The 17,251-nt window shown below is 64.6% G+C and carries 11 protein-coding genes; 7 read left to right on the top strand and 4 right to left on the bottom strand.

The features are described 5' to 3' along the window. Nucleotides 1-12: 12 nt before the first annotated feature. From ACH4VX_RS14660 to ACH4VX_RS14650, 3 genes are all read right to left on the bottom strand, one after another. On the bottom strand, nucleotides 13-714 hold the full coding sequence (locus ACH4VX_RS14660) for a 2-phosphosulfolactate phosphatase (RefSeq protein WP_398367752.1): 702 nt from the start codon (nucleotides 712-714) through the stop codon (nucleotides 13-15). 566 nt (nucleotides 715-1,280) lie between these two features. Then, a complete protein-coding gene (locus tag ACH4VX_RS14655; protein ID WP_398367751.1) occupies nucleotides 1,281-2,396 on the bottom strand; it encodes a MerR family DNA-binding transcriptional regulator in 1,116 nt (371 codons plus the stop codon). Between the two features lie 115 nt (nucleotides 2,397-2,511). Further along, complete coding sequence (locus ACH4VX_RS14650) at nucleotides 2,512-3,966, bottom strand: FtsX-like permease family protein (protein WP_398367750.1); 1,455 nt, start codon at nucleotides 3,964-3,966, stop codon at nucleotides 2,512-2,514. Between the two features lie 36 nt (nucleotides 3,967-4,002). Between ACH4VX_RS14650 and ACH4VX_RS14645 the strand changes: the two genes are divergently transcribed. The 4 genes from ACH4VX_RS14645 to ACH4VX_RS14630 all read left to right on the top strand — a co-directional run bounded on the left by ACH4VX_RS14645 (nucleotide 4,003) and on the right by ACH4VX_RS14630 (nucleotide 8,384). Continuing rightward, nucleotides 4,003-4,431: an ATP-binding protein gene (locus tag ACH4VX_RS14645; protein ID WP_398367749.1), complete on the top strand. Its 429-nt coding sequence runs from the start codon at nucleotides 4,003-4,005 to the stop codon at nucleotides 4,429-4,431. Further along, nucleotides 4,428-5,129: a response regulator gene (locus ACH4VX_RS14640; RefSeq protein WP_398367748.1), complete on the top strand. Its 702-nt coding sequence runs from the start codon at nucleotides 4,428-4,430 to the stop codon at nucleotides 5,127-5,129. The genes ACH4VX_RS14645 and ACH4VX_RS14640 overlap by 4 nt, the downstream gene beginning before the upstream one ends. Before the next feature lie 1,430 nt (nucleotides 5,130-6,559). Continuing rightward, a complete protein-coding gene (locus tag ACH4VX_RS14635) occupies nucleotides 6,560-6,889 on the top strand; it encodes a hypothetical protein (RefSeq protein ID WP_398367747.1) in 330 nt (109 codons plus the stop codon). Nucleotides 6,890-7,802: 913 nt separating this feature from the next. Next, the gene (locus tag ACH4VX_RS14630) at nucleotides 7,803-8,384 is read left to right on the top strand and encodes a hypothetical protein (RefSeq protein WP_398367746.1); all 582 of its coding nucleotides are present in this window, start codon (nucleotides 7,803-7,805) and stop codon (nucleotides 8,382-8,384) included. Nucleotides 8,385-8,575: 191 nt separating this feature from the next. Here ACH4VX_RS14630 and ACH4VX_RS14625 read toward each other — a convergent pair whose 3' ends face one another. Then, nucleotides 8,576-9,952 (bottom strand): IS1380 family transposase, encoded by a 1,377-nt coding sequence (locus tag ACH4VX_RS14625; protein ID WP_398367745.1) that lies wholly within the window; start codon nucleotides 9,950-9,952, stop codon nucleotides 8,576-8,578. Nucleotides 9,953-10,984: 1,032 nt separating this feature from the next. Between ACH4VX_RS14625 and ACH4VX_RS14620 the strand changes: the two genes are divergently transcribed. From ACH4VX_RS14620 to ACH4VX_RS14610, 3 genes are read left to right on the top strand one after another with little or no spacing between them, the layout of a single operon-like run. Next, nucleotides 10,985-12,442: a hypothetical protein gene (locus tag ACH4VX_RS14620; protein WP_398367744.1), complete on the top strand. Its 1,458-nt coding sequence runs from the start codon at nucleotides 10,985-10,987 to the stop codon at nucleotides 12,440-12,442. 15 nt (nucleotides 12,443-12,457) lie between these two features. Beyond that, nucleotides 12,458-14,983, top strand: a complete 2,526-nt coding sequence (locus ACH4VX_RS14615; RefSeq protein ID WP_398367743.1) for an ATP-binding protein — start codon at nucleotides 12,458-12,460, stop codon at nucleotides 14,981-14,983. Then, complete coding sequence (locus ACH4VX_RS14610; RefSeq protein ID WP_398367742.1) at nucleotides 14,970-16,925, top strand: hypothetical protein; 1,956 nt, start codon at nucleotides 14,970-14,972, stop codon at nucleotides 16,923-16,925. Before ACH4VX_RS14615 ends, ACH4VX_RS14610 begins: the two co-directional genes overlap by 14 nt. The last annotated feature ends 326 nt before the right edge of the window (nucleotides 16,926-17,251 follow it).

The following is a 17,251-nucleotide window of genomic DNA, read 5'->3' as shown; positions in this document are numbered from 1 at the left end:
CCTCGCCGGGGATCAGATCGAAGCCCCGTCGGCCGGCGAAGGCACGGTGCACGGACGCAGGACCATGAGCGAGTCCTCCAGGGCCGCCACCATGGCGAAGGGGAACCGGTCGAGCTCGAGACAGAGTGCGACGTCATCGGGATGGGATCCCTGGCGCACACCCTCCGCCAGCTCGGCGGCGGCGCGCGACGCGCCGGCGCGGCGGAGGAAGTCGGCCGCGTCCGTCCCGGCTCCGGTGGCCCTCCGGGCGATGTACTGAGCGCACGCCAGGTCTTCCTCGGCCCGCCCGTCCTCGCCCGTGACCACGAACGTGGCACTGCCGCATCCGCGAGTCCGCAAGAGCCGAGCCGTCGCCTCCGCCACCACGAAGCCGGCGCACAGCACCAGCGACGCCTCCTTGACCGCGAGGGCACCGACCGTCCCCGCCGTGGTCTTCTGCACGACGGTCCGTCCGCCGAGGTCGACGGACCGCAGCAGACCCGGCGAGTTGACGGCGTCGAACCCGGGCGCGGGCGGACCGTCCTTGAGCGCCGCCCAATCCGGGTGGCGGGCCTTGAGAGCCAGGGCTTCGTCCAGCGACTCGGCAAGGACGATCTTCTCCGCCCCCTGGGCAAAGGCCCAGGCGGCCACCGTGAAAGCACGCATGACGTCGACCACGACCGCCACGGACGGGACGTCGACCAGTTCGGTGATGCCGCGAAAACGGGCGTCCATTCCGGCCATGATTCCGCATGCCCGCCCCGAAGCGCCCGGAGAGTGACCCGCATCACGCCGACGGTCTCGGAACGCGACACCGCAAGACTGTGGAGACGACGACGCACCGGCCCGCCGTGCGAGTGATCCGCCTGGACGCCGCCGAGCGCGTGCCGCTCCTCCACCGGCGTGATCCGTTCGACGGGGCGGGCGTTGCTCCGGGAACCGCCCGGTGGCGGTGTCGAACCGGGCAGAGCGATCCGCGCCTGGCTGCGGCACCACCGGTGGCCGGCCGTCGTCCGTCGTCCGGTGCGGCGCTCAGGCCGCTGCGGACACCTTCCCGGCCGCGCCGGGCGCGGCTACCGGTCGCTCGTGATCGGTACCGGGGCCCACGTGCCGGGTATGCGCCGCCTGCTCACTGCGATCCGCCGTCGGGCCGAGACGGAGCCCCGGACATGACGCGGATCAGGGAACACGACGTACGCCGGATCACGGCTGAGGAATGACCGCGCCTTCGGGCCGGGTCCTGTGGCGGCGTCCATCGATTCCGGTGGGCCGGCGTCTTCGGGGTGTTTCCGCACGATGGCTCAGGCCACGAGGAGGCGCAGGCCCAGCTCTGCCGCGTCGAGGGCGACGAGGTCCCTGTTGCGTTCGGCCCACCGGCCCGAGGAAAGGTCGTCGCGCAGGCCCGCCACCGCCCGCTGCTCGGCCTGCGGCCCGACCCTGGTCCATACCGAGACCGCGCGGCGCACGTGTTCGTCCAGGTACGCCTCGGGGCGGCGCCAGTGGGCCTCGAAGAAGCCGTCGGCGCAGTCCCACGGGATGAGCACCGGCTCCGCGCGGCCCCCGATCGCACGGGTCATGTCGGCCAGTGAGGGCCAGTCGGCCAGAAGGCCGGCGAACTCGGGCAGGTAGTCACGGGTGAGCCAGAACCGCTCGAGCCAGCCGGGCGTACTGGCGTCGTAGGTGAAGACCACCACGCGGCGGGCCACCCGCCGCATCTCGCGCAGTCCGGCGACCGGGTCCGGCCAGTGGTGAACGGTGCTGACCGCCATCGCGGCGTCGAAGGACCGGTCGGGAAACGGCAGGCGCTCCGCACTGGCGGCCACGCACGGCGCCGCACCCGCGGGACGCTGCGCCCGCATCACCGCCGACGGTTCCACCGCCGTGACCTCGCGGTCCGTCGGCTCGTAGGAACCGGTGCCGGCCCCGACGTTCAGTACCGTCCGGGCGTCCCCGAGCGCTTCCCGGATCCGCGCGGCGATCCGCGGCTCGGTGCGCCGCGTCACCGGGTACGCCGACCCGATGGACTCATACAACTGCGCTCCGAACAGCTTCAGTTGATCCTCCGGTGTCGTCCTGACGCCCATGGCCCGTGCCTCCAGTTCCTCGTCGATGGCCGCCACCATGGCGGCGGTGCGATCGTGTTGTTCCCGCAGCAGGCCGCGCAGCCGCCGCAGACGCGCGACCGCGTCGATGGCCGGATCGTCCACCAGAGCCGCGATCTCGCGCAGTCCGAAGCCGAGGCGCCGGTAGCCGAGCACCTCCCGCAGCCGCTCCACGTCGCCGGCCGAGTAGGCCCGGTACCCGGCCGCGGTCCGCGCGGACGGCTCCACGAGGCCGATCTCGTCGTAGTGATGCAGCGTGCGGACGCTCACGCCGGCCAGCTCGGCCACGCGTCCCACGGTCAGGTGTTCCGCCATGGCACCGACCATGCGGCATGACGCCACGTGAGGGTCAAGCACGCCGCTCCCCGTACCGTGCCCGGCTCCACCGCGGCACCGGCCCGCTGCTCCGGGCTGCCGAGCGGTCATGGTGCTACTCGGTCCGCAGCGCGGTGGCCGTACGGGTCCAGGCCGCCCGGCCCGCCGGGACCAGCGCGCCCAGTACGGCGAGTACGACGCCACCGAGTCCCAGCAGGAGCAGCCGGGTCGGACCGTACACATCGAGCACGGACGACGGCATGGTGGTGCCCACGGCGCGCGCCGTCACCGGCATGACGAGGCGGTGCAGCACGTACCCCACCGGCACGCCCGTCAGCCCGCCGAGCCCGCCGATCGCGGCCACCGGGGCGAGCACGAGGCCCACGGTCTGCCGCGGCGTCATACCGATCGCCTTGCAGACGCCCAGGTCGTGGACGCGTTCCCGGGTGTCGAGGACCACGGAGTTGAGGACGCCGAGGCCGGCCACGATGACCAGCATGAGGGTGAGCAGCACGGCCATCGCGTCCATGATGAGGATGACCCCCTCCTGCTCCGCCGGGGGGACGGTCGTGGCGTCGCCCCCCAGCGGCCGTACGACCGACGCGAGCCTCCGGGCGTAATCGTCCGCCACGACACCGGGCTTCACCTCGACGAGGAACGTACTGGGCTCGGCAGAGGGGAAGTCGGCCATGTCCGCGTGGATCTCCAGCCGACTGCCCGAGGTGTCGAAGGACTCACCCACGATCTTCAGGTCGGCGCTCTCCTTGCCGTGGTTCACCCGTACGGTGTCGCCGACCTCGGTGCTGGTCCGCTCCAGGAAGCGGGTGGGTACCACGACCTGCCCCTCACCGGTGATCCAGTGCCCGGAGAGCATCTCGTAGCTGCCGTCGCGCGCATCGCCTTCGTAGAGGACGGCCTGGACCGAGCCGGAGACGCCGGCCACGACGACCTCGGTCCGGAGCTTGCCGTAGGAGGACGCCGAGCCGGGCTGGGACGTGACGGCGGCCCGGATCTTCGCCGGGTCCGCCCGCTCGGGCGCGGACGTGCCGGGCGTGCCGCGGCTCACGGGAGACGGGCTTGCCCCACCGCCCACGCCCGGTGGCGGCGGGGGAGCGACGGTGTCCAGCCTGGCCGTCGTGACCGTGACCGCAGCACGGCTCCCGGGGTCCTGCGAGGCACCGACCGCGCTCAGGGACGAGGTCAGTCCCACCGCGAAGGTCACCGCGACCGTGCCGAACGCCACCGCGAGCAGCATCGCAAGGGCACGGACCGGATGCGTGAACGGGGCGGCGAGGCCGTAGGTCACCGGTCGTGGCAGCGGCAGCCGCCCCAGCGCCCGGTGTGCCCACTGTCCGTGCCCCGCGCGCGGGGCCCTGCCGACCGCGAGGGCCTCGACCGTGTGCAGCTTTCCGGCCCGCCGCGCGGGAATCAGCGCCGCGAGCCCCACGACGAGCAGGGTGGCGGCCGGCACCGCGACATCCACCCACCAGGTCACCGAAAGGGGGACGGTGCCGTACACCGACTCCGTGTCGGCCGGCATCGACACGGCCAGGAGATTGCCGAGACCCACGCCTACGACGATGCCGACGCAGGCCGGAACCATGTGATGGGCCTGTTGGCGGCCACGGACCAGGAGAAGCCCGACGGCCTGGAGCCCCAGCCCGGGCTCACGCTGGTCGCGCGGGTACGCGCTGCCAGGACGCCGGTGAGCGTCGGGCTGTCGCTGCCGCCGCAACCGCTGCCCCCAGGTGTGGACCTCGCGGCGTACCGCGTCGTGCAGGAGGCGCTGACCAACACCGTCAAACACGCGCGCGGCGCGGAGGCGTCCGTCTCCATCGGCTACACCGGCACCGATCTGCAGATCGAGGTCACGGACACGGGCGGCGCGAAGGGCTCCCCGCCGGCGGAGGGCAACGGCCGTGGCCACCTGGGGCTGCGTGAGCGACTGGCCGTCTACGAAGGCGAACTGACGGCCGGACCGACACACGCCGGCGGCTACCGGGCCACGGCCCGCATCCCGCGGAGCGCGGCATGACGGCGGACAGGCCGCCGCTGCGCGTGGTCGTCGCGGACGACCAGGCCCTCGTGCGCACCGGCTTCAAGTTGATCCTGGCCGCGGACGGCATCGAGGTGACCGCTGAGGCGGCCGACGGGGCCGAGGCTGTCGCAGCGGTCCGTCGCACGCGGCCCGACGTCGTCCTCATGGACATCCGGATGCCGGAGACGGACGGCATCGAGGCCACCCGGCGCATCCTCGGCGGTGACGGCCCCCAGGAGACCCGGGTCATCGTCCTCACCACATACGACCTCGACCACTACGTCTACGCCGCGCTCACGGCCGGCGCCAGCGGCTTCCTGCTCAAGGACGTCTCCCCGGAACACCTGGTGGCCGCCCTGCGCCTGGTGCGGTCCGGCGATGCTCTCCTCGCCCCCACGATCACCCGCCGACTGATCGAACGCTTCGCCAAGCACGACGAACCACAGACCATCGCTCCGCACCGTGATCTGTCCGTCCTGACCCCGCGTGAACTGGAGGTGCTGCGTCTGCTCGCGACGGGCCTCAGCAACGCCGAACTCGCCTCCCGGCTCTTCCTCAGCCAGACCACGGTCAAGAGCCACGTCGGCCGCATCCTGTCGAAGCTGGACCTGCGCGACCGGGTCCAGGCCGTCGTCCTCGCCTACGAGACGGGACTGATCGCCCCGGAAGGAGGCGCCCCGGACCCGCACGGGTGATCACGCACGCAGCCCGACGACCAGAACCGCCGCCCTGCCCGTACGGCCCCCAGCTCGGCCCCCGAAACCACCCAGGGGCCCGACCCGCACTGCGGATCAGGCCCCTGACCTGGTACTTCACTGTCGGGGTGGCGGGATTTGAACCCACGACCTCTTCGTCCCGAAGCAACTTGGGCGGAGGCTCGACCTGCAGCGAGTGCGCCTCTCACCTGCGGCGATGATCCGCGAGTGTCCGTGCTTGTCCGCCGCTGTCCGTCGGCGTTGTCACGCAGTTAGACACTCACCGCGGATCGCACGATGCGGCACAGTCGTGGTCGGGTCGGGGGTGGCCCAGTAGAGAATGGCACGGTGGACGTAGCTGCGGAACTGCGCGCTCTTACTGGCTCTCTGTCGCGAGAAGGCGGGGTCTTCGGCCGCGTGGTCGACCAGGTCGGCGGATCCGTTTCGGGACTCGTTCGCCAAGTGGCCGCCGAGGCTGAAGAGGCTTGGAAGCAGTATGCAGTGGAAGGTGCAGTCGGCCCGGACACACCAGTAGAGATCGACGACGCACTCTTGCAGATCGACGCTGAGCGCGCAGTGGAGCTCTTGACCTACCTGGCGACCTACGACCTCGTGTTCCCGGGCCCAGCACGCCGAGGCCGCGCCCACGCCCGTAGAGCGGCGGAACGTGTTGTCCGTCTGCTGGGCTATGAGGCCGCCTGGTACACGAGTATCACTGAACTCGTGCCCGGAGCGCGAGCGTGGACCCCGGTCACCCGACATACCTTCGATGGGGTCGTTGCGGGACCGGCGGGTCCTTCACCGCGGTGTTGCTGCAGGTAGGCGAGGACTGATCCCCGCTGACACTCTGCCGCTGCCGCGTCAGAGGGCGCGACGCCGCCCCTGTCCGCTGTCGTCGATGTCAGCCATGGATGTCACCTCACACCGGCTGGGTCACTTGCGCCGCTTACGTGTCTTCGACTTGCGTTCGGCTTCCTTGCGCTTCTCAATGGTGTACGACGACCACTCGCCACGGTGCAGGTTGCATCGCGACGCACCGACCATCGCCAGCCGCTGGCACCGAGTGCCCTTCTCCGTGAGCGCTCCACACCTGGACTGCGTACGAGCCACGCTTCCCACCCCCGGTCTCGACCGTCGTGCGGACCATTGCAGGATTGCCGGGCACATGTCCTCTGTGGAAGGCGCACTGCTCCGCGCAGCGGTGCACGGTGGCCCAAGGCGGTTGCTCAAGGGAGCACGCTTTCCAACTGTGTTGGAGGGACGGCGAGCTGTGTGCAGAGGTGTTCACCTGCGTTCATGGGCTGCCCGCTCGTGGACTGCAGCCGACTCGTGGTCTCGCTTGAATGGCTGTGAACGGGGCTGAATGAGACGGAAACTGAGACGCCCGGGCGGGCTGGACTGGCTAGCATCCTCTGTGTCAAGGAGGAGCCATGGCACTGGGCCGCAAGGGATCACGACGCATCGTCGTTGACGGTACGGCCTATCGCTGGCGGTTGCGCCGCAGGCCGACCTACTTCCAGGCCCTTGCCTGGACACCGTGCACGTTCGTGGTTGAGCACGCAGACGTCCCCGGGACAACGCTCGTGGTCACGACCGACCAGCCGCACCCGAGCAACTGGTTCGGACGCGAAGCCAAGCCCGTACTGCCATCCGACGTTGCCCAGACCATCCAGCTTGCTCTTTGTGAGGGCTGGACCCCAACGGCTCCGGGCTCCCCGTTCCACCTGGACCTTTCCGCCGGCTTCACGCCGTCGCCCTGAACAAGCCAACAGGCTCTGAGCTTGGGAAGCTTGGGCTTTTGGTGACGGCTGCTGCGCTGACCTGCCGTGGGGTGGTGTTGAAGCCCGGAGCGGACTTGGCGCAAGTCCCCGCTGCTCCCTGCGGTTTCCCGCAGGATCTGGCACGCAAATGGCACGGACCCTTTGGGTGGGGAGCCGAAGGCGGGCCGTCGGGCGTCAATACCCATTGGCCTGCCTTCGGCCGCTCCAAGCCTCGCCGCCATCCGGGGTTACTCAGTCAAGAACTTCCTGAGGGCGAACCCCAGGGTGGCGACACCGATGAAAGTGGCACCTCCTGCCCCAAGTGAGGCGTATGCGGGTGCTCCCACCGTCCAGAGAGCGGCCGTGCTCAGCATTGCGACGACGAGCGCACCGAGCATGATGACCGCTGCCCAGAGGCCACGAAGCGATGAGTCGTGATCGGACAATCTGCATCAATCCCCTCATCAGTGGAGTCGCGGCAGCCTCTAAGCGGGCCGCTCTGCGATGTCCCGTGTGACTGACGACGATGCTGGCAGGCAGAAAATGGCAGGTCAAAAGGGGTGAATGTCGTCTGTAAAGGAGACGCCTGCGGTAGTGAAGGGCTTATTTCCCTTTGTGCTGCAGTGTGATGCGCTCTTGCTGTAGTCTCTCGACCGCTGTGGCGGAATCTATAGAAGACCCATGAACCCCCTGGTACCCCTGGTACCCCTGGTATCCCGGTTTCTCCTGCAGGAAGGCAAAAGACGTGTCGCCTGGTGAACGTCGGTCTGAGGCGCTCGGCTACCTCCGGGGGGCGGCGGACAGGGCGAAGAGACGGGGCTACATCCCGTTCCCGCCGGCGTTCGTCATAGCCCCTGAGGGTGACGGCGGACCTCCGCCTCTTGCTCGGCTCATCCAAGGCGGGCGTGGGGGCATGGTGCGCCTCCGGCTTTACATGTGCATCACCATGATGGCCACGAAGGAACCCTTTGATCTGCGGAAGCCGCCGGGCCCGAATGGCTGGACGCAGATGCTCGGACTCGACCCAAGGACGGGACCACGGCGAGTTGCCAGCAACTTGACGTGGCTGGCGGACAACAAGTTCATCGACCTCCAGCCGCAGTGGGGCCGGCCCTCAGCGATCACGCTGATGAGTGCCACCGGCGATGGAGGGGTCTACACACAGCCGAGAGAGGAAGGCCGGTACGTTGGCATGCCGGTCGAGTTCTGGACGCGCGGTTGGCTCCTTCAGTTGTCGCCGACGGCAACAGCCCTACTGTTTGCCCTCAGAGAGGCCCTCGGAGGACACTCGGAGCCGCAATACATCCATACGGCGAAGCGTCAGCGATACGGCCTGTCCTCGGACACGTGGACTAAGGGCCGCAACGAGCTCGAAGCGCAGGGACTGTTGACCGTCAAGCGCGAGCCGCAGGGCGACTTCTACGACTTCACGCGGCTGAGGAATGCCTATCAGCTCAACCTGGAGCGGCTGGACGACTCGCCCTCCTGGTCTTGACTGGGTTGCCGTTGCCTCTAACCTCGATCTTGCATGAGGGTCCGTCAGCTTGCTGACGGACCCTTTCAGCTTGTCCGCGGTGGTTATCTCTGCAGGTAGGCAGGTCGGTGGCCCGGCTGTCGCGTCGGGTGGGCGCCGGGTTCCACGGCTCCGGGTGGGTGGTGCTGCTCGTGGGGGCGGGGAGTTGCTGGTCAGCCGGGGTTCGGCAAGGCTGCGAGCCGTTGCAGGGCTTCGGTGATCAGGCCGGTCCAGGGCCAGTGCCTGGAGAGGCGGAGGATGCGGCGGCGTCCGGTGGTGACGAGCTGAGCGGCCGCGGAGAACAGCCGCAGCCGCAGGCGGCGGGGCTCCCACCTGCGGGCCTGGCCGGTGAGGGCGAGCATCGGCATCCAGGCCAGCAGCTCCAGGGCGATCTGGACGATCTCCAGCCAGATCTGGTTCTGCGCGGCGTCGTGAAGGGGGAGGTTGCGCAGGCCGGTGGCGCGGGCGGCACGGATGCGGTCCTCGGCGCGGGCCCGCTGCCGGTGCCGCAGCTCCAGTTCGGTGATCGGGGTGTTCTTGGTGTTGGTGGCGAAGCAGGTCAGGCGCATGCCGTCGGCGTCGGTGAGCCGCAACTGGGCGCCAGGGTGCGGCCGTTCCTTCCGAACGATCAGCCGCATCCCCTTGGGCCAGCCCTTGAGGCAGTCGCCCTCGATCTCGGCCACCCAGGCGCCGTCGCGGACTACGCCGTCGGGCTCGACGGCCGGCGTCCAGGCCGATGCCGGGACCTTCAGGACCGCGTGGTGGATGGCATCGGTGATGGTCATGCCGACCGAGTAGGACAGCCACCGGCCGCGGGCGGACAGCCAGTCGACGAACTCGTGGGTGCCCCCGCCGGAGTCGGTGCGGATCAGCGTCCGCCGTCCGCGCCGGTACTTCTTCGGCAGCTGCACCAGGGCGAGCCGGGCGGCTTCGATGTGGTCGGCGGCAGTGTTGCTGCCCGCGTTCCCGGGCCGCAGCAGGGCGGCCACCGGCTCCCCGGACCCGCCCCGGCCATGGTCGACGAACCCCATCAGCGGATGGTGCCCGAAGGTCTTCTTCCAGGTCGCGGCCGCGTCCTGCTTCTCGGAATGCGCGATGACCAGCACCCCGTCCAGGTCCACGACCACCTGCCCGGCCGCATCCGGTGCCGCGTCACCGGCCAACGTCCACACGTTCTCACGGACTTGAGCGCGGGCCTGGCGCAGTGCGGTCAGCGCACGCTTCCCGCCCGCTGCCAGCGCGTCGATCAGCCGGGAGACCGTGGGATCGGAGGCCACCGGCCCGAACACCGCCGGCTCGGCCCGCAGCATGCCCACATCGGCCAGGCAGTCGCCGCCCAGCGCGACCGCGAGCGCCACATCCAGCAGGACCTTGCCCGGATCATGGATCGCCCGTGGCTTGCGCCACGGCATCAGCGCCGCCGATATCGCCTGATCCAGACCGGTCTTGCGGACCGTCTCCACCAGCAGCACCCCGCCGGCCTGGGAAACCACCCCGTGACCACCGCCTTCGGTACGGACACGCGGGTAGAACCCGATACGCTTCTTCACCTGGAGAGTGCTTCTTTCACGCGACGACCTGGACCCTAGACAAGTCCCATCGTTGCAGGTCAGGAGCACTCTCCGTGTTTCTGATCAACCACCGGACGCCCTGCCACGTGAAAGCGCGAGGCTAACGCAGGTCTATCGCGACCAGCGTGAAACAACGAGGAGGAGCGGGAGCCAGTGAGACTGGGTCTCGCTCTCTTCTGTCGGCGTCCACCCTAGTCAGCGCTTGATTCCTGCCGAACCTCGGCGAGTGCCCCCGGCAGGGTCCGAACCTGCGCGAACGGCTCCGGAGGCCCTTTGGCTCTTCCGCACTGCCGCAGGTCATCGCCCTGCGCACGGTTGTCCGCGCGGGACGAGTCCACGGATAGTCCACGGCCGCGGAACACGGCTGTGGGACGTCCGGGGCCGGAAGAGCCGGTGCCGGTGCCGATGTTGCGGTACGCCTTCTGACTCCATATCTCTGTAGAGATTAGTCACCAACGCCATGACCGGAAACCCGCCAGATGGCTCATTGCGTCTGGTGGCATGGCGGGCACCCAGCAGGGGCGGGTATGGCCGCACTGGTGACGGTTCGCCGGCTTACCAAGCAGGAGGGGAGAAGCTGCAGCAGATCGTTCGCGGGGAAGCACCGATTGAGTGCGATTCCCATGGGGGATGATGCTGCTGACCTCGTCGGAAGGCAGTCCGGCCCCGTCGACAGCGCGAGAGCAATCCCGTGTGGCTGGTTGCCGGTGGCTCGGCCGCCGAAGGAGCTGTGGGGGCCCGCTCGGGAAGCGGTAAGCGTGGGCTCGTGCCGAGGCAGATGGCTGACAACACCCCAGAAGCTGACGAACTGACATGCGTGTAGCCGCACTCTTGGCACCGTTTGGCCACGCGATGCCACCGAATCAGCCAACAGCGCAGCCTCGTCACCCTCTCTGGCCGCCAGTAGCCGTGACGTGACGGCATGTCATCTGCTTCAATCAATGAACTTGTTTACAGTAACTGCGCAGGCGGGGGGCCAGGTTGACCAACACAAGGACGGACCCTGCCGTGATGGAGGGTGAGATGGGTCGCCCATCGGGGCCGAACGCCAGTAGAGCTGATGCGCAGCGGGTCCCCGCGCAGAGGGAGGGCCTGACAGAGCCTGGGAGCCCGCCACCCGATGGCGCCGAGGAGGATCTGGCTGCACGGCTTCGGGAGCGTGCTGCGTTAAGCCCTGAATTTTGGTCATTTATCGGCCGCTCGCGCCGTGAGGGTGGTCATGGCATTTTCGCTTACCCAGCAATGATGGTTCCGCAGCTACAGGGAGCCCTGCTGGAAGATGTGCAAGCAGTCGATCCAACCGTCTCGACCGTCCTCGACCCCTTCATGGGATCTGGCACGGTGATGCTCGAGTCGGCGCGGCGTGGACTGTCTTTTCACGGGACGGATATCAATCCCCTGGCGGTTCTTCTGGCGACCGTCAAGTCTCACATCTATGACCCTGAACTGCTTGCCAGGGTGCGCCAGCGCATTGCCGTGCGAGTAATAGAGGACGAAAGCCGCGAAATTATCGTCCACTTTACTAACCGAGATAAATGGTTTCGCGATGACGTGGCCATAGATCTGTCTAAGCTAAAAAGGGCTATCTCGGTCGAGCGCCCTAGGGTGGTCCGCCAGGCCTTCTGGGTTGCCCTGGCTGAGACCATCCGACTGGTGAGCAACAGTCGGACCTCCACGGTTAAGCTGCACTCGTACAGGCCCGAAGAAATTCAGGCGCGGCAGCTTAACGCGATCGATACGTTCCTGCGAATCTCTGCATCTCAAATTGAACAACTTGAGGATCAGGCTGTGGTTCTTGCGCAGGGATTGGATATGAATCCGAGCCTTTCCATCACCTGCACAGTCGCTGATGCTCGAAGTGCTGCAGGGGCAAAGTACCGCGCGACTGCGGACATTCTAATGACGTCTCCTCCTTACGGGGATAACGTTACGACAGTCACCTACGGGCAGCATAGTTACTTGCCATTGCAGTGGATCGACTCGGCTGACGTTCCTGGGATGAGGCAAGAGCTGCTTGAATATACGCGATCCATTGATTCAATCAGCCTGGGCGGAAAACTAAAAGGATCCCTCGATTGGGCCGACGAGTTGCGGGTCAAGTCGGCAGCATTCGCACAGTGTCTTGACCAATTGCACGGCCATCCACGCAACGCGCAGACCAGGATGGTTGCTTTCATTCGAGACCTGGATGAATCGCTTGACGCGATTGTCTCGCGTCTGCGTAGCAATTCCTGGATGTTCTGGACGCTTGGTGAGCGGAAGATTAGCGGTGTCCGCGTGCCTACGGTGGCCATCGTTCGAGACCTACTGGCAGCTCGCGGAGCTCGACACGTTGAAACGCTGGAAAGGAAGATCCCTGGTGGATCAAAGAGAATGGCGGCGCGGAACGCCAGCGTAGAGACGATGAACAGTGAAAGCGTCTTGGTCATGCGCGGCCCCTGTGACAACCATTGCGATTCCCGTTCGTGAAGGAAGGAGCCACGAATGTCTGAACCGCATGGACCCGAGGTGTTCCACCTAGAAGTCCACCCTTCGGTTGTCTTCAAGCTAGGTGAAGACCTCATCACGGACTCAATGCAAGCCCTTATCGAGCTTGTGAAGAATTCATATGACGCAGACGGCACCTGGGCAGAAATCACAATCGACACCGGTCTCTCTGCCGCAGGGAAGCAAGAGCAGCCTTCGATCAAGCTGAGTGACAATGGCTCAGGCATGACGATCGAGGATATCAGGCGAGGTTGGCTCACGATTAGCAATTCGGTCAAACGGGAAATGAAAGCTCGTGGGATAGCCACTGATCGCGGTAGGACACCTCTCGGAGACAAAGGACTCGGCCGGCTTGGTGCTCAGAGACTGGGCGATGTTGTCACTATCGTAACCCGCCCTAAGGGCGGGAACGTAGAGTATGAGCTGACCATTGACTGGCGTGAATTCCAGAGTAAGTCTTCACTTAGTGAAGTCGACCTGACTCTCTTGTCACGGCCAACCAGCAAGCGTCATGGTACGACACTAACTATTACTGACCTTCGTGAGCCAGAACAATGGCGCAGCGCAGCAATGAGCAGCACTGGCGAGGGCGCGTCCGCCCTCCAGAAGGACCTCTCAGTCATGATCTCGCCGTACGGTGATGAGAGAGGTTTAAAGATTCTCCTGAAGGTCGACGGCGAGCGCATCGACCTCTATGAGCTGCCCAAGCGGGTCCGCCAGGCAGCAGAACTTCGCTATTTCCTAGACTATGCCGATGGCACTCTAGAGATTGTTGGTGAAGCGGCCCTGAGCTATTGGGCGCCTCAAGATCGAGCGAGGCCAGAGGATAGAGCAGCTTTTGAAGCGTTGCTGCACAGTGATTCAGGCAATGCGTTTATGGATTGGCTGCACCAAAGTCGGGCTAAGCAGATGGAAGCCTTTGAGTGCCACCGGGCTGATTCTCCGTACCTGTTGCGAGCCCACCGGTCAATCCGGTTGGCAGATCTCGATAACGTGGCGCTACACGGGACGGGTGGAATCGGATCTGACAGTGCTCCTGCCGATCCAGGAAGATTCAACGGTGAAGTAGATTACGTGACTCTGGGGCAGGGGCAACCCGACGCGTTCGGCTCTCGAAGCGAGTTCCGAACGTATTTGAAGAGCTTGGCCGGCCTCCGCGTATACCGTGACGGGTTCGGCGTTCGGATGGATGAAGACTGGGTCGGGCTGCGGAAATCTCAGACGAGCGGTTCTTCTTTTTACGCGCTTCGGCCTGAGAACACGTTGGGCTTCATCGACATCTCCGCTCGCGATAACGGGCAACTGATCGAGACAACCGACCGCGAGGGTTTTGCTGACACGCCGCACTATCGCAACTTTATGGCACTTTTGCAGGCCTGGCGTTCCTTTACGGAGCAGTTTCAGACGTTCATTCGCCGTTCCTACAATGAGTATCGCCAGGAAACGAGTATCTCTGCGGCCGGGCTCGATCCGGAAGCCAGCACTGAGGTACTCATCCAACATGTCGAGAACACGCACAAGCACACTATTGTAACTGCGAAGCAACATATCAAAAGCATTCGGAAAGACGCAGACGAGGCCACCAAAGGCCACGAGCGGGTGGCTAGAGAGCTCGATGCAAGCCAGCGATCACTCTTCGCTGGCTCCGTAGATCCGGCCATTGAAAAAGAACTAACCAATCTGCGCGCTCGTGAAAAGCGAACTGAAGAGTCGGTCTCCGGGATCGAGGCAATTTTCGACTCCCTGGACTCAGAGCAAGCAGTGCTGGACGTACTTAAAAGTCAGTCGGAGCAGATTCGGTCTCAACTAGCACAAACCTGGGAAACAGTATCTCTGGGTCTCACGGCTGAAGCAGTTTCCCATGAGGTTGCACATGTCGCAGAGGGTATCTCCGTTAGGAGTACACAACTTCGCAGGTACCTCGTCGACGCTGAAATCGCGGACAGGCGAATCCTAAACTACGTGCAGTACATTCAGTCCGCCGCAAGTGCACTGAAGCGTCAATTGGGCCACCTAAATCCTGCGCTGCGCTACATGCGTGAGCGTCGGGAGCAGCTTTCAGTTTCCAGCTTCTGTGAGGAAATGGTTGGCTATCATCGTGAGCGATTGAGTAAAGGGCCAATCGCTATCGTCGTTTCGGTTGAACGCGATTTCGATGTTAAAGTGAACCGAGGGAAACTCACCCAGGTAATTGATAATCTCGTACTGAATAGCGAGTATTGGCTGCTCCAAGACCATCGGATGGGCGCGCAAGAGGCACCCGAGATCTCTATCAGAGTGAACTCGCCTGTGGTGACAGTTAGCGATAATGGTCGTGGAATCGATAGAAGCGTTGAAGCGACACTCTTCGAACCGTTTGTTTCTTTCAAGAAACGGGGAGAGGGTAGAGGGCTTGGGCTCTATGTCGTAACGCAGTTGCTCGATTCTGAGGGGTGCACAATCGAGCTAGCGTCCGAGCGTAATGTAAACGGGCGACTGTTCAAATTCCGTTTGGATCTAGGGGGGATGCGTGTTGAAGCGTGATGGGAACACCATGGAGGCCGCGGCGACTGGTGTCGACGCCAACGCGCCGGCCATCCCTGCGCAGCCAAGCTCCACGGTCGTTGTGCCCTTCGACGCCAAAGCGGCTTCACAGGAGCTGCTGACTCTTGCGCGAGTCGACCGGATTATCTGCGTCGATGACTGGTACGCCGAGCGTGAAGACGATGGTGAAGACGTCTTTGCTGCACTCGCCGATGGCCTGCTGCAGATGGCGGACTTACAGAAGATCGCTGAAACCATTCCGTCTTTGGAAGTCGATGAGGACTCCTCTACGCCACTGGAACTAGTCGCCGACGAGGTTAGAAAAGTATGGGGGAACCTAAACCAGGTCGAGCGTGCGCAGATCCGTTCCGCGGTCGACGGAGGGTTCGATTCTGACCCGCTAGAATCTTCGCCGGAAGAGGACGAGCCAGCCGCAGCGAATTTAAGGGAGTTGCTTGCCGACTCGCGAGAGTTCATCACTCTTTCCCTATCTTCCTGGCGCGAACAGCGGAGTGCCCTGCTAATCGACGGCAAGAGCACGTTGATTCTCTTTGACCGCGACTTCAGTAGAGAAGGGGCCTCAGAAGACGCCGGTGAGCGGGAAATCGCTGTTCTCCTGCATGATGCTCCAGAAAATTGGCGTATCGGTCTTCTGACTCACACAGTTGCCGATGCTGATGCAGAAATCGAAGTATGGAAGGCTCTTGCAAAGAAGTTTGATGCGGACTCCTCCCGATTTCTAGTCATCGCCAAAGGGCACCTGGCTGTTAGCCAGGTCGGCTTTCCCCGAATGCTGAAACTTACTCTGCTCGCGCCGGCGTTGGAGCGCATGCAACAGAGCCTTGCTGTTGCGGTGAAGGGTACATGGGGTGAGGCGATATCAAAGGTTGGGGACATCGACCCGTACACCCTGGAGGCCGCTCTGAACGGGGACAGGCTGACAGACGGGACATGGGGCCCTGAAACACTGCTCAGGATTGCCACAGCCTTCACCCAGGACTCAGTGCGTGCCAAACTGCGGGCCGATGAAAACGTACACAATTCGAACCGCATAGTGACGAAGCTGAGTCGGGTCAAATTGCCGAATTCGCCCGACCCTGACAGAGTCAGGAGAGAGCTTGCCGAGATTGAGCGGTTGGAATATTTCGAATCATCGGATCATTTGACGCAGTTGCATTTTCCACTAGAAGTGGGAGATGTTTTCTGCTTCCAGAAATTCATTGACAAGCCTCATTCTTTCGAACTGGCGAAGGGTGGGAAGAGCGGAGCTGAGAAAGAGGACGACTCTGCAGCTCGAGTGCCGAGGCAGGATGGCGCCGAAAACTACATGATCCTGCTGGCGCAGCCGTGTGATTTGGCAGTTCGACACAACGGTAAGAGAAACAATGACCTCGAATTTGTCAGGCTTGCGCCGTTAAAGCGCCCCGTCAATGGGCGAGTCATTGCGCAGCCCGGTGGGGGTAATGCGACTTCATTTGACCTCCCATTCTTCTTCTCGGAATCGGGTGGCGGTGTTGAAGTCAGGCTCAGTCAGCAGCAGTATGTGCCCCTGACGGCGCTTGATATGTGCGTGCTTAATGATCAAGGAGCTGGCTGGCTTTCCTCGGATCAAGCGATGCCTGACCACGTATTGCCAAATTGGCAGGAGCGTTTCAATATCTTGCGTTCCTGGGTTGTGAAGAAGGTGGCAGCGTACAAGGCTATGCAGCCTCACCGGATTGCAGGTAAAGGGGCCGATCAAATTACCGCCGCTCTGACTTGCACTGTGGCTTCGCCGGCCCTGCAGTCGCTCATCTCGATTGAGACCTCAACTGTGTTCTATGGTGTGAAAAGAGTTGGGCGCCTTCGAGAGCCTTATCGGTCGGCCTTGCTGTCAAGGATGTCGCAACGCGATTCTCGTGACGCGTTCGACCCGAGTCTTATTGACAAGGGTGATGCGTAGACTCGCTCGCCAGGCGGCACTTGCGTCAGACAGGAGCGAGGTCGGTGGAGCGGGTTTGGTCGGTGGCCTGCCCGGTTTGGGGTCGAGCATGATCAGGGGGCCGTACGCTGGTTGGCAACTCGGGCAGGCTTTGGGCCTGACCGCAATTAGCACGAGTGGCCCCCTGGTCTTGCTCGACGCGGGACCCTGACCGGGGAGGTGGCTAAAGCCGTGGAGCCGACCGCCCCAGCCACGATGCACCACTTCATTGGCGTCAAGGCGGCTGATCGCCATGAGCGTGGCACGGGCGCCGGCCGGGCTGGAGCGGGGCGGAGACAGGAGCGCAG

The organism is Streptomyces sp. NPDC020731 (genome assembly GCF_044334705.1).
Classification (GTDB): Bacteria; Actinomycetota; Actinomycetes; order Streptomycetales; family Streptomycetaceae; genus Streptomyces.
Note: the sequence above shows the minus strand (reverse complement) of the source record. Positions and strands in the feature narration are given on the sequence as shown.